This window comes from Enterococcus sp. S183_ASV_20 (assembly GCF_018919685.1).
GTDB lineage: Bacteria > Bacillota > Bacilli > Lactobacillales > Enterococcaceae > Enterococcus > Enterococcus faecalis.
On sequence record NZ_JAHLRI010000057.1, the window covers coordinates 1 to 13,998 of the forward strand.

The window sequence follows — 13,998 nt, forward strand, 5'->3', positions numbered from 1 at the left end:
TTGTCGTTAAAAACATTGTACCGTAAAAGGACTGTTATATGGCCTTTTTACTTTTACACAATTATACGGACTTTATCAAGTTTTCTCTATTATTCTTTTTCTTTCGGCGTAGTAATTATTGCTAATTCCTCACCATTTTAGATACTGTGGCTACTTAATGTTCAACTCAGTTTTGATATCATTAGAATTACTAGTTTTGATTTTAGTTTTTGGAATTGTACCCTTCGATAGGTTAATCAGTGTGGTTGCAGTCTTTGAATCACCAATAATGGTCTAGGATTAAAAATATAAACTATTATCCAATCTTGTTCTATTTGATTAAACATACTACTTTAATACCTTTAATTTGTGATCAATTCCAACTTCACCAAACTCATTTTCAATTATAATAATTTCTTCCCTGGGATAGGGTGAGAATTGCAAGGCTTGATTGATTAGCGTTGTTTTTCCAGCACCTAAAAACCCAGAAACGATTGTAACTGGTATGCTCATTTTGTCACCTTTTTACCACTTACCTATTTCACTTCTTTGAAAATTGCCCGCCTGCGCAATTTTGGAGAATACTTTTTTAATTCTAGCCGTTCAGAGTTATTCCGTTTATTTTTGCTGGTGAGATACAGACGTTCTCCAGTTTCGACACATTCCAAAATAATATTTTGACGCATAAATCTTCCTCCTTCAATACTTATCGATCTTCAAGATACGCTTGAATTTGTTGTGCATCTTCAAAATTTAACTCGCCAGATTCCAATTGTGAAACTAAATTTTCTTTCATATCAACAGGTATCTCCCAATAACCATCGATACATTGAAATAACTCCTTGTCATACTCTTCAAAAATTGGATAGATTCTTAAAAACTCATCAAATGATAACCCTTGATCCTCGTAGTAATCCTTGACTAATCCATTTTCAATTGCCTGTTGGGTCGGCAAACCCGTTTCAGTAATAATTCCTCTCTCTACCATTGAACGATAAAAAGTACTTTTATCTAGCGATTGTTGGGTCGTTTCAAGATAATACTTTAATCCTTCTTCAACTAAAGGTGGGTAAATAATTTCCATTTTGGTTCCCTCCTAAAAGTTATATATAAACTATTTTGAAGCTCCTTTAATTACTTTCTTTCCATTATAGTACCCTTTTAAAGATACATGATGGCTACGTCTATAATCACCATTCGCCTCGTCAAATGAAATTTCTGGTTTTACTACAGTTTGATGAGTTCTTCTTAACCGTTTCTTCGCCTTAGATGTTTTTCTTGCTGGTACTGCCATGATATTTCCTCCTCTTACCAACTTGCTTTTTTTACTCCAGGAATCAACCCTTGATGGGCAAGTTCTCTAAACTTAATACGGGACTTTCGCATATACCCTCTTGGACGACCATCCGTCTGATCACGAAGCCTCAGACGATTTGGATTTGAATCTCTTGGCAATTTAGCGAGAGCGGTGCGATCTCCTGCGGCTTTTAATTCCTGACGTTTATCTGCATACTTTTCAATCATCGCCATTTGTTTCTTTGCTTTAGCAATTTTCGACTTTTTTGCCATATACCTTTATACTCCTTTTATTTTGATTTAGACACCTCAAATCGTAAACGTTACGTTTTGACGCTGATACTTTACCAACAAGAGTTGCTCTTGTCAACAATAAATAACATGAAATAAAACTCATATGAATAGATAACTATTTGAAAACGAATTTATCGGTGCATAGAGATAATCAGATTATTAAAAAAAACATGTAGTTTAAGCTCTGAAAAATAAGAATTCACTTTTATTAGTCAAGTCAAACATAAATACCGTTTTAAGTAGCTTTTCCTCTACTTAAAGCGGCAATATGAAAGAAACTATAACTTTTTATTCAATCTTTTATGCTTAACTGGTTTATCGCCAATTTTTTAAAACTTTGATTATTCCTTATATTATAAGAATAGACATTAAGTGAACTAATTCACCCATACTGATTCTTTCGTGTATTCAAAATTAGATGCTGTTTAATAAAATTATTCTTTTTGAAAAAGAATTATAACTATATCCCAAAACTTGTAGGTTAATTTAAAGCCTATTTCATCATCGTGATTGAGCTTCTTTTTCATAGACGAATTTCTCAGATAGTTTAGTTTTCTTTATGAGATTTTTGTATATTTCTGATCTTCGATACAACTCACTATGAGTACCTTGATCAACTACTTTTCCTTGATCCATCACTACAATTTTATTTACCTTTTCAATAGACTTCAAGCGGTGCGATATAATTAGTACTGTCTTATCTTGTATTAAACGATTTAAACTTTCCTGAATACGTTTTTCATTTTCCACATCTAAACTGGCAGTAATTTCATCTAAAATTAAAATTGGCGCATTTTTCAAAAAAGCCCGTGCTATGGATAGGCGTTGTCGCTCTCCTCCAGAAAGCGAACTTCCGTTTTCTCCGACCAATGTATGATAACCGTCAGGTAGTTTTTCAATAAAGTCTTCGCAGTTAGCTAAACGAGCTGCTTTTTTCACTTCCTCATCTGACGCTTGACTATTTCCAATACGTATATTTTCCAAAATACTTGTATTAAACAAAGTTACCTCTTGAAAAACAATAGCGATTTTGCTAAACAAAGAAGCTGGAGATACACGTTTAATATCATACCCATCAATTAAAATACAGCCTTCATCATAATCATACAGTCTAGACACTAATTTCAAGATACTAGTTTTCCCGGAACCACTAGCACCTACTAACGTAGTCACTTCTCCTTGTTTAGCCGTAAACGAGATATGATCTAAAATTGGGGTATTGTTATCATATGAGAAAGAGACATCTCGCAACTCAATGTCAAAAGATTTCAGAGAACTATCTGATCCCTCTTGGATACTAGTTTCCTTCATAGCTCTAATTCGCTGTATTTTAGGAGCTAAATAAAATATTTCAAGCACTCCTTCTTTCATAGAATCGAAGGAATCCTTTATTTTTATTGCGGCTAGTAAGTAACCAACGACGTAGAGTATAGTCACTTCACCCGTTAACAGTAAGTGAACGCCTACTAGAATGACTACTGCTAAACTAACATATGAGAAAATAGAGGATAAGGCCATGACTGAAAAAGTACTTAATTCTACCTTTAAATGAATCCTTTCACTCTCTTCCATTTTTTTGAAAAGTCTGTCTTGAACTTTTTTAGATAGATTAAAGCTATTAATCTCTTGCTGCAATTCAATAGTTTCTTGAAATTCTTCCGAGTTTTCTCTCAAAGTATCGTAATATTTAGTATTGGCTTTCGTTTGGGATTTCTTTGATAACAAGATTAAGACAAAACTAAATAACGTTGGCAAAATAACAGCTAATCCCATTTTGACATTACCAACCAAAAGCATCACTGAAATAAAAGGGAAAAACAGAGCCATACCACCGGATTTAGGTATTGCATGACTCATCGCATGCTCAATACCTTCAACGTCAGACATGATAGTTTGAGATAAATCTGATAAATTATGTTTTGAAAAATAGGATAATGGTAAATTTGACAAATCGTCTGCAATTTGCACTCTTAAATGCGCACTTTCTTTATAAGTACTATTATATAAGTTTTCATACTCCCTATCTAACAACCAATACATGAAAAGCAAAGTAACAAACGATACGGCAAAATAAAGCCAATGGGGCTTTGCATTTTCTAAAACTAATTCGTCTATCAGCATCATTAAAATGAATGCTGGTACCATATTAATGCAGTATACAAAAAAACTAGAAATAGAAGCTTTAGTTAAAGCTTCTGCGCCCTGATCAGTTAAAGCAAATTTTTTTTTATAAAAACTTTTCATTGTCAAGCCTCCAATCATTTGCATTCTCATAATTAGTGACCAATTGTTTATACACTCGATGTTTAGCCATTAATTCATTATGATTTCCACGTTCTACTATTTTCCCTTCTGACAAGACAAGAATTTCATCTACAGATTTAATGCTGGATAATCGATGAGCTATCATAATAACTGTTTTTTCTTTCATCAAATATTGAAAAGCCTTTTGTAGTTCATACTCATTATCTGGATCAATAGATGCACTGGCTTCATCCATAATAACAATCTTTGCATCTTTTAAAATTGCTCTGGCAATAGCTATACGTTGTTTTTCTCCTCCTGACAGATAAACTCCTTTACTACCAATTAAGGTATGCTCTCTTTCGGGAAATTTTTCTAAAATCGATTCGCAACCGGCTAATCTTAGCGCGTCAAATACTTTACTTGCTGGCGCTTGAGGATTTGCTATAGAAACGTTATCGTAAATACTCTGATTGAATAGTTTCGTATCTTGAAAGACAAAAGCAATTGTGTTAATAATCGTGTCTTTTGAATAGTGATTTAAAGGCTTACCACCAATTTTAATCTGTCCCTTATCCACATTGTAGAAACCTGACATTAGTTTAGCTATCGTACTTTTTCCGCTTCCTGATTTTCCTACTAATGCATAAATTCTTTTTTGTTCTAAAACTAAGTTGAAATTTTCTAAAACACACTCTTCTTTGTATGAAAAGCTGACATTTTCAAATGCAATGTCACAATTTTTAATCTGTGTCTCGTTCCCATATTTTAGTTGGTCTTGCTTCATTTCTAAATAAAGGGAGTCTAGTGTTTCGACTGCATATCTTGCTTCAAACAAGTGCATGCTTACATACATTATTCTCATGAAAGAAACAAAAATAATTCCACTTAAAAAAAACAACATCAACAAGTCAACAGCTAATATCTTGGGAGTGGTAAGAGAAGTTATAAAAAAGGTTATAGGAACTATCAAAATGCAAACTATACCAAAAAATAGCCATTGAAAAAGAATAAAAGGTGTTTTCCCACTCAAAGAATACTTATATGCAAACTTAGCATAATCGTTAATTGCTTTATTCAAGGCTTTAAATGATGTTACTTTAGCACCAAATATCTTTATAACTTGAATTCCGCGGATATATTCTACCGTTTCAGAGCTTAACACATCTAACGAATCTTGATATTTTTGAATAAAATTTGTATTCCCTGTCATTTTCTTTAACAAGAATACACCAATTACTAACATGGCGATTAGAACCAATCCAATTTTAAAGTTAATGAAAAAGCCTAAGGCAACTGATAAAACAGGTGTTACTATGGCTTGAGCACTATCTGGAATCAAGTGAGCAATTGCCATATGTGTTTTAGCCGCGTTGTCATCAATTGTCTTTCGAATATATCCCGAAGAATTTAAATCAAAAAAACGAAAACTTGCTCCTGTTAAACCGCTAATTCCCTTTTTTCTCAAATTAGTCTCTAAGCGAAACCCAAGGATATGAGAAAATAAGCCAGAAAAAATATAGAATAAAGCTCCTAAAGTTAACCAAGCAACAGTTTGAACCGCATAACTCTTAGCTAAATATTCATCTCCTACAATAATTAGAGACTGAAGAAATTTGTAAATACTGTAATATCCATAGACTGTTAATACGACAGAAAAACCAGAAAATAAAGTGGCTAACCATCCGTAGCATTTCTTTTTAGGGACATAACTAAATAATTTTTTGTATACTTTCATTTTTTTCTCCCCCGCAATCAATTTCTTCTCTTATTCGTTTACGACTGTTAATGCTTTCCGTAATAGCGTAAATTAGAGATGTATAAACAGATAGAAGGTAAACTACGTTCTATTTTTTGTATTTTTTTAAGACTTTTCTTCCAATCAATACACCAATCATAGATAAACTTGCTACAACTAACACTGAAATGATTCCCCATATACCCACCGCGTAGTGGATCATTGCATCCATTGTTGCAGCAGATTGTCCTCTATCTATCCAGTCTTGACGAAAACGATCTGTAAAGAACCATATGGGAATCCACTGTCCGGCAGCACTGCCTAATTGCATTAGAGCCCAAGACACAACTTGAGGAATTGCTCGATCATATCCAAATACGGATAGAATAATATCAGCTAAGATCGCCGTACTAATCGAACTGATAAACCAAGGTAAGTACGCCCCACCCATTAACGTAAAAAATAATAACAAAACTATTGTGTAAATAGTAAAAATTCCTTTTCTAGAGTAGTTATAACTAATATAAACAAATATGATTCCAGATAATAATCCAAAAATCCCTGGGGATATGCTGTGACCAAACGCCCCACCAATACTACTAATCATTATTGAAAAAAAGTAAATTACTAGGGAAATAACTGTAGCTAAACCAATAAAAATATAATCTTTTGTTTTCATATATATTCTCCTCAATTCTATTTCGTTATGTCATTAAAAATCTGTTCTATCAAAGTTGAATCTTCTACTCTAAGTTTTATATCTTTTTTTATTCCACCATTTTTTAAATAAATAATTCTATTGCATGTTTTATAAAGAAATTCCGGATCATGAGTGGCTATAACTACTGCACCCCTTTCTTTTAAGTCTTTAATAAGGTCAGCAATCCTTTCCATATTGATATAATCCAACCCACTTGTAGGTTCATCAAATAGAAATAAATTAGTTTTTGACAATGAAGCTATAGAAACCAATAATCTTTGTTTTTCTCCACCGGATAAATCAAACGGTAATTGATCTTTCATTTTATAAAGTTCCATTTTTTTTAAAATTTTTTCTTGCTGATCTTTACTAACTATTTCATTCCCAAGGGCTAACTCGCTCCTCACTGATTCTGTGAAAAATTGGTAATCCATTTCTTGCATTACTAAAAACGGCGATGACAAATTTTTTTTATTTTCGATTATCTTTCCTTTGGTAGGGCGAATAATCTTCATGAGTATTCTTAGTAAGGTTGTTTTCCCCACACCGTTTTTCCCTACCAAACCAATAACATCTCCAACTTTGACATCAAAATTTATGTCTTTTAGAATATTTTCATAAGTAATTTCTTCAACTTTTAATACATCTGCACTTGCCTTTTCGATATAGGGAACTTCAATCGAACTATTAAAAATGTCAAATTTCCTTAATGCGTTATTGTTTTCAGTTTTTAACAACTGAATAGTTGTAGTTTTTACAGTTCTATTTTTAACAAATAGAACTTGATCAATTAATTCTTTCAAATAGTAAAAACGATGTTCAGCTATAACAATAGTAAATCCTTTATTTTTTAAATCACAAAGTAAGTCAGCAAGTTTCTTAGTCGCTTTGAAGTCCAAATTTGAAGACGGTTCATCCAATATAATTAATTTAGAGTTTAGCGATAAACTACATCCAATAGAAATTTTCTGCCGTTCACCACTTGATAGCGAAAAAATGTTTTTATCTAATATATTTGAAAGATCTAATAATTCAGCTAATTCATTGATTCTTTTATCCATATGCTCTTTTGTAAATCCAAAGTTTTCCATCGAAAATACTAACTCACTCGTTGTATTTGTTGTAAAGAATTGTCCTCTAGGATCTTGACTTACGTAGCCAATATTTTTTGATATACTTTCTTGTGTTAAGGATTTTAGCGAGTTATTTTCAAACAAAATTTCCCCAACCAATTTTCCGTCATAAAGTCTTGGAATAAGTCCATTCATTAACTTTAATAGTGTGGATTTCCCACTCCCAGAAGAACCAGTAATCAATGTAAGACTGCCTTTTTTTATTGAAAAATTAAGGTCAACAAGCGCTTGTTCCTTAACATCCTTATATGAAAAAGAAACATTGTTAAATTCAAACAATTCTTTCACCTCAAATCAAAATACTTAAGAAAAAAATAGTAACGGAAAACAGGATGATATAGTCTAATAAGCTCATGTTTGTTTTATAGTAAGAACTTCTTTTCACAGGAGATTCTATCCCCTTTGTTATTGCATTAGCGGTCATTTCTTCAGCAATCATAGTTGCACGTATAAGAACGGGAACTAACAGAAATTCCAAATATTGCAGAGGCTGAAAAAAAGACAAGCGAATGTTTCTCATTTTTAAAGATTCTTTAATCATTCTTATTTCAGAACGATAAGTCGGAAAGAATCTGATCACTACTGTAATACTTAACATTATTTTTTTCGGTAAATGTATTTTTTCTAAAGAGGATAATAATTCATTGCTAGTATAGACACTAACCAACAACCATGAAATCATTACGACCGGCAACATTCGAAATACAATATATAAGGATGTCCCAAAAAAAATAGTAAAAAACTCTATCTTGATAGCATCAATAATTTTCATTGCTAAAAACAGAACTGAATAAATCAAGATGAAATAAATACATGTCTTTATTTTACGAAACATCAATACTAAAACTGTAGCAATAATGAAACACCCCACTTGAAATATATTTCCCTTTCCTAAAAAAATAATGACCGGGAAAAAAATATTTAAAGTAATTAAGGTTAACGGATTGATTTTTGACACTCTTTCACCTCCAAAAAATAAGATCGCACTGTTATCTTAAGCTGATAAAAATGTACCGTTATTCAGATAACAGTGCGATCTTATCAAAAAGCATAACTGAGAACAATTCTCAATGCAAGCTTTTTTTTAATTAACTCAGTAATTCAATCCACCCAGGAACAGAAAATCGATACAATCTTCTGGTTAATAGCATAGTCTTTTCTTTTGAATAGCTATGCTTCAATATATCATAGAATGTAGCGTAGAATGAGTAAATGTAGAAGTGGATTTCTTCTTCATTAAAGACTAAATTTTGATTGATCATTCCGATAGTCTTTAACTTATCTAGACAACAGACTGTCTTTTTTGTCACAAATGATGTAATTTTTTCAACAATATCTTGATATTTGGTTCCAGCTGATTGGAATAAAACCAAATCGAATATACGTTTATTCTCAAAAATATAATTAATAAATGGATCTAATTCATTGAAGTTCTCTCTCCAACTTTTCTCTATATCTATATTTTCTAAGTTTAAGAGGTATTTGGTAAACTCTTCATTATACATGTTAATAAGCGCATTAATATGCGGCTGAATAATTTCTTCAAATAACGCTTCCTTAGAAGTAAAATGTTTATAAAAAGCACCCGTAGTTACGCCTGCGGTCAAGCACAGTTGCCTTATCTTAGTTTGCTGAAATCCTTCTTTTTCAAAATGGCTTAGTCCACTTTCTATTAATTTTTGGTGAGTTGTAATATAATCTCTGGTTTCTATGGGTACTTCCTCCTAATAAGATGAATTAACTATATTATATTACACAGGACTTGAAGTTTCAATCGTTCGTCTATTACTGAACTCATTCCTTAGAGCTAAACTAATGAGAAAGAGCAAAATAACTGATACAAAAAGCAATCCTACAAGAATTAATAGACTCATCTAAATCATTCACCTTTTCTAAAATAATCCGAGAAAGATTTAAAAAAATTATATCCAGTTATTAGGATAAGTCCTATCATAATCACTCCAATAGCCATTTTCTTATCCTCCCTAAAAATAAAGTCTTTTACTTAAAACCTTTTTTGTAATCGTCAATAAATTTTTTCCCTTTATCAGTTAATTGAAATCCTATATCTAAATAGTCCTCATATCTAAGTTTAGCCAGCATCTCACTTACAGATGCTGGACTAACACTTAGAACTTTTGCTAAATCATTATTTTTTAATTTCTTTTTTCTTTTTGATAATTCCTGAATTGCTAGTAAATAAATTAGTATAGTAGTTGTTTTAATTTGTACCATACCTACCCTCCAAATTATTTCGAAAGGCCTTCAGCAATTTTATCCAGGTTCCATTTCATCATCGCATAGTAACTATCACCATCTTGTCCTTTTTCTGCAATTGAATCAGTAAAAATCGTTGAATAGATAGGAATATTGGTATCTTTTGATACTGTTTTCATTGGTCTATCGTCCACACTGCTTTCCACGAATAAGGAGGGAACTTTTGTTGTGCGTAATTTTTCAACTAAGTGTTTTATTTGATCTGGTGTTCCTTCTTCTTCAGTGTTGATTTCCCAAATGTAAGCAGAAGGCACATTATACGCTTTCGAGAAATATTTAAAGCATCCTTCACTTGTAACAATCATTTTTTTATCATTCGGAATTGAAGCAAATTTAGATTTAGCTTCTTTGTCTAGAGAATCCAATTTTTCAATATACTTATCTAGATTTTCTTTATAGAATTTTTTATTATCAGGATCTTTTTCCGCTAACTGTTTTTCAATATTTTTAGCGTAAATAATACCGTTTTCTAAATTTAACCAAGCATGGGGATCTTCCTTCCCTTTCTCACTCTGACCCTCTAAGTAAATAACATCTATGCCATCACTTGCTGCAAAATAGTCTTTGTTTTCCTCTTTGTTCGCATTTTTAACTAATTTTGTAAACCAAGCATTTCCTCCAGTTTCCAAGTTAACACCGTTATAAAAAATCAAATCTGCTTTTGAAGTTTTTTGAACATCTTCAGGCAAAGGTTCATATTCGTGGGGATCTTTCCCAATAGGTACGATACTGTGTAAATCAATTTTATCTTTTGCTATATTTTCGGTAATATCTGCTAAAATCGAATTAGTAACTACTACTTTTAATTTTTCGTTCGAAGCCACTTTATCTTTGTCTTTACTATTTATTGAACATGCCCCGAATATAAAAAGAGCAATCAAAATCCCCAGACTTCCCAGTACTGCTTCCCATTTTCTCATCATAACTTTCTCTCCTTCTTTCTTAAAAATTTTTGTTTTGGTGAGATTAGAAAACTAATTACAAATAAGAATGCCGCTGTTAAAACAATACTTGATCCTGCTGCTATATTAAAACTATAACCAATAAACAATCCAAGCAATGATGAACTTGCTCCGACTGTTGCAGAAATAAATATCATAGTTTTCAAGCTATTTGCATATAAATATGCTGTAGCTGCTGGTGTAATTAACATTGCAACAATTAATATAGTTCCCACACTTTGCATAGCTGTTACTGCTACTAAAGTTAATAGAACCATCAATAGATAATGATAAAAACTGACATTCATCCCTATTGCTTTTGCCATTAATGGATCAAAAGAAGTGATTAATAATTCTTTAAAAAATAGAACTACTATAACCAACACTAAAACCGAAACGCCAATTGTAATCCACTTATCAATATCTTGTACAGCTAAAATATTTCCAAATAAAATATGAAATAAATCCGTTGAGCTATTTGCAACTCCTATAAGGATAACTCCTAGTGCTAAAAAAGAACTGAAAGTAATACCAATTGCTGTATCTCCTTTTATTACACTATTGCTTTTTATAAAAGTAATAATGATAGAAGCTAATAGACCAAATACAATCGCACCAATAAAAAAATTAATACCTAAAATATAAGAAATTGCTACTCCTGGCAAAACAGCATGAGAAATAGCATCACCCATAAGAGACATTCCTCTTAAAATAATAAAACAACCTACTGTTCCAGAAACAATCCCTATAACTACAGATGTAATTAGAGCATTCTGTAAAAAGTGAAAGTCATACAGACCATTAATAAAATTTTGAAGCATATTATTCCCCCTTGTATATTAGAGTTAGGGTTTTAACCTTCCGGTTTTGATTGGATAACCCTATGAACCATCGTTATTTTAATTTGGTATTAACTCATTTCTTTTGAGATAATATATTTATTGGATTGAGAGGCTAAGCCGTTCCCCCCTTGGGTCATTGAACCCGCACTCGAGAGACTGGCTCCTCTCTCTGATAAGTGGATTGCGTATGAGTTAGATGTTGAAAGTCCTTACTTTACTCCGTATCTCGTACAAGGTAGTGACGCTTTTCAGTTGAGTGGATTTCAATCCAAAATTCTTTTTTTGAAAGGTCAGATATACATGTACTTTTTAGGCATTGATATCGGTAAACGCACTCACGTTGCTTCTATCATGAACGAGGAAGGAAAGGTATTACTAAAAGGTTTTTCATTTCCTAACACCACTGAAGGAGCAGAGTCATTAATTGAGCGAATGGTCGACTATTCCGGAGCACCCAGTGACTTTGTTATAGGGATGGAAGCCACGGGGCACTATTGGCTGTCCATCTTTTCATACCTTCACGAATCAGATTATTTGATTCACGTTGTGAATCCCCTTCAAACAGACGGATGGCGTAAAGGTACAGAAATACGGAAACGAAAAAACGATATTATTGATTCTGTTTTGATTGCTGACTTAATGCGCTATGGCTCATTTGTCGAAACGGTCTTATCCGATGAAAATGTTTTTTCTTTGAAACAACTTTCTCGTTACCGAACTTATTTAGTAGGTACAGCGAGCGACTTCAAAAGAAAAATTATAGCCGTATTGGATCAAGTCTTTCCAGAATACGCGACGATTTTTACCAAGCAGGGCGTTTTCGGAAAAGCTTCTAAAGAGTTATTGCTGGCGTTTAGTGCCCCGATCGACTTAGAAAACATTTCCTCAGAAACTTTGGCCCAATACTTAGCTGAGTTAAGCAGGAACCGAATCAAGGCAGAAAAAGCGGACCAATTGAAGCAAGCAGCTTCTAACTCCTTTGGAGTAAAATTTGCTCAAGAAGCGTTCACCTTCCAACTACGTTCAATGATTGAACAATTAAAATTCATTGAAAGCCAAATAAAGGAAACGGAAAGAGAAATCAAGCACATAATGGACACTTTAAATTCTGTTATTCTCACAATTCCTGGAATTGGTCCTATAAACGGTGCGACTATTCTTGGTGAGATCGGAGATATTCAAAAATTTTCTAACCCGAAAAAACTCGTTGCTTACGCTGGGATAGACGCTTCCGTGACACAATCAGGGCAATATGAGGCAACGCATAATGTTATGAGTAAACGAGGGTCTCCATATTTGCGAAAAGCCTTGTTTTCGGCGGCTTTAGTAGCTTCTCAATGTGATCCTGTTTTTAGTGCGTTTTACCAGAAAAAAGTTTCCGAAGGAAAACATCATCTAACTGCCTTAGGTGCGGTTTCTCGTAAGCTTTGTTACGTGATTCATGCTATTTTGACTAAAAACGAGCCTTATATAATTGTTTCTGATTAGCTATTGAACATTCAAAAAAACTAATGGTAAGAAGCTTATTTGTTGTACCCTTTTTTCGGAATTATCTGTTATAAAATATTTTTTGATTTGGCTAATTTTTACTTGACTCTATATAGTTAGTCTCTCCAATAAATATAGTATCTCCATAGGCTTTTTTTAAATTCTCTTCATTAAATACAGATTCTACACTTCCGTGAGCAATTAGATTTCGATTCAAAAGAATAATATTATCAAAATACTTCTTTACCTTGCTTAAATCATGATGCACAATTAGCACTGTTTTTCCCTGATGTTTCAATTCTTTTAACGTATCCATAATTATTCGTTCACTAACTAAGTCTATCCCTACAAATGGTTCATCTAAAAATATGAAATCTGCATTTTGAGCAAGACATCTTGCTAAAAGTACACGTTGAAATTGTCCTCCAGATAATTCTCCTATTTGATGATTAGAATATTTTCCCATATCGACCTTTTCCAAAGCCTTTGAAACTCTTTGCCATTCTGCATTTTTAATTCTTTGAAAAACTTTCATTCCGGCATATGTTCCCATAGATACACATTCTTTTACTTTTATTGGAAAAGTAAAATCAATATCAGCTTTTTGTTCTACATATGCAATCTTTACCAGTTTTTTATTGATGTCTTCATTATTAATGGAGACATCTCCCTGATGAGGTATAATATTTAACATTGCTTTAAGCAATGTAGATTTTCCAGCACCATTTGGACCAATAATACCTGTTAAAGCACCTTCTTGTATTTTTAAAGAAATCTCGTTCAATGCTAAAAAATCGTTATAACAAACAGTAAGCTTTTTCACTTCTAACATAACTTTCTCCTTCTAAATGATAATGATTATCATGATTACATGGTATACAAAAAAAATATTTTAGTCAAGCCTAAATTTTAAAATTTGGATTTTTTCTGTTGTTGAAGATTAGGATGATAAAATTATTTGAAAACTACTTGTATAGCAAGTAGTTTTCAAAACGCGAATTGTAAAATTAAGTTAGAAAAATAAAAAGGCATTTATGGTACACTCAAATTGTATTTCCGACGAAAG

At 32.4% G+C, this 13,998-nt stretch carries 15 protein-coding genes and 1 pseudogene; 1 reads left to right on the forward strand and 15 read right to left on the reverse strand.

Features of this window, described 5'->3' with window-relative positions; genetic code table 11:
- Window positions 1–336: 336 nt before the first annotated feature.
- From KQI94_RS13175 to KQI94_RS13240, 14 genes and pseudogenes are all read right to left on the reverse strand, one after another.
- Window positions 337–492, reverse strand: a pseudogene (locus KQI94_RS13175) (GTP-binding protein); the annotation flags it as partial.
- A 23-nt stretch (window positions 493–515) separates the two neighbouring features.
- Window positions 516–665, reverse strand: coding sequence for a 50S ribosomal protein L33 (gene rpmG, locus KQI94_RS13180; protein ID WP_002363099.1), 150 nt, complete (start codon window positions 663–665; stop codon window positions 516–518).
- Between the two features lie 20 nt (window positions 666–685).
- A complete protein-coding gene (locus tag KQI94_RS13185) occupies window positions 686–1,063 on the reverse strand; it encodes a hypothetical protein (protein ID WP_002363097.1) in 378 nt (125 codons plus the stop codon).
- Between the two features lie 30 nt (window positions 1,064–1,093).
- Window positions 1,094–1,273 (reverse strand): 50S ribosomal protein L32, encoded by a 180-nt coding sequence (gene rpmF, locus KQI94_RS13190; protein ID WP_002297318.1) that lies wholly within the window; start codon window positions 1,271–1,273, stop codon window positions 1,094–1,096.
- 14 nt (window positions 1,274–1,287) lie between these two features.
- Window positions 1,288–1,548: a 30S ribosomal protein S14 gene (rpsN, locus tag KQI94_RS13195; protein ID WP_002363096.1), complete on the reverse strand. Its 261-nt coding sequence runs from the start codon at window positions 1,546–1,548 to the stop codon at window positions 1,288–1,290.
- Window positions 1,549–2,070: 522 nt separating this feature from the next.
- Window positions 2,071–3,837, reverse strand: a complete 1,767-nt coding sequence (locus KQI94_RS13200; protein ID WP_002392324.1) for an ABC transporter ATP-binding protein — start codon at window positions 3,835–3,837, stop codon at window positions 2,071–2,073.
- Window positions 3,797–5,551: an ABC transporter ATP-binding protein gene (locus tag KQI94_RS13205; RefSeq protein WP_115357836.1), complete on the reverse strand. Its 1,755-nt coding sequence runs from the start codon at window positions 5,549–5,551 to the stop codon at window positions 3,797–3,799. The genes KQI94_RS13200 and KQI94_RS13205 overlap by 41 nt, the downstream gene beginning before the upstream one ends.
- Window positions 5,552–5,660: 109 nt before the next feature.
- Complete coding sequence (locus tag KQI94_RS13210) at window positions 5,661–6,230, reverse strand: MptD family putative ECF transporter S component (RefSeq protein WP_002363093.1); 570 nt, start codon at window positions 6,228–6,230, stop codon at window positions 5,661–5,663.
- A gap of 17 nt (window positions 6,231–6,247) precedes the next feature.
- A complete protein-coding gene (locus KQI94_RS13215; RefSeq protein WP_010706716.1) occupies window positions 6,248–7,663 on the reverse strand; it encodes an energy-coupling factor ABC transporter ATP-binding protein in 1,416 nt (471 codons plus the stop codon).
- A 10-nt stretch (window positions 7,664–7,673) separates the two neighbouring features.
- Window positions 7,674–8,342: an energy-coupling factor transporter transmembrane component T gene (locus KQI94_RS13220; protein ID WP_002358579.1), complete on the reverse strand. Its 669-nt coding sequence runs from the start codon at window positions 8,340–8,342 to the stop codon at window positions 7,674–7,676.
- Between the two features lie 130 nt (window positions 8,343–8,472).
- Window positions 8,473–9,057 (reverse strand): TetR/AcrR family transcriptional regulator, encoded by a 585-nt coding sequence (locus KQI94_RS13225; RefSeq protein ID WP_071623368.1) that lies wholly within the window; start codon window positions 9,055–9,057, stop codon window positions 8,473–8,475.
- A gap of 328 nt (window positions 9,058–9,385) precedes the next feature.
- Window positions 9,386–9,619, reverse strand: a complete 234-nt coding sequence (locus tag KQI94_RS13230) for an iron-dependent repressor (RefSeq protein ID WP_002297302.1) — start codon at window positions 9,617–9,619, stop codon at window positions 9,386–9,388.
- Between the two features lie 14 nt (window positions 9,620–9,633).
- Window positions 9,634–10,584 carry a metal ABC transporter substrate-binding protein gene (locus KQI94_RS13235; RefSeq protein WP_002364865.1) on the reverse strand — a complete coding sequence of 317 codons (951 nt, stop codon included), beginning with the start codon at window positions 10,582–10,584 and terminating at the stop codon, window positions 9,634–9,636.
- Window positions 10,581–11,423, reverse strand: coding sequence for a metal ABC transporter permease (locus KQI94_RS13240; protein ID WP_002364866.1), 843 nt, complete (start codon window positions 11,421–11,423; stop codon window positions 10,581–10,583). The genes KQI94_RS13235 and KQI94_RS13240 overlap by 4 nt, the downstream gene beginning before the upstream one ends.
- A gap of 321 nt (window positions 11,424–11,744) precedes the next feature.
- Here KQI94_RS13240 and KQI94_RS13245 point away from each other — a divergent pair, with 321 nt between their 5' ends.
- Complete coding sequence (locus tag KQI94_RS13245; RefSeq protein ID WP_002297293.1) at window positions 11,745–12,932, forward strand: IS110 family transposase; 1,188 nt, start codon at window positions 11,745–11,747, stop codon at window positions 12,930–12,932.
- A 91-nt stretch (window positions 12,933–13,023) separates the two neighbouring features.
- On the opposite strand, the gene KQI94_RS13250 is transcribed toward KQI94_RS13245, so the two are convergent.
- Window positions 13,024–13,764: a metal ABC transporter ATP-binding protein gene (locus KQI94_RS13250; RefSeq protein WP_115357834.1), complete on the reverse strand. Its 741-nt coding sequence runs from the start codon at window positions 13,762–13,764 to the stop codon at window positions 13,024–13,026.
- Window positions 13,765–13,998 lie beyond the last annotated feature (234 nt).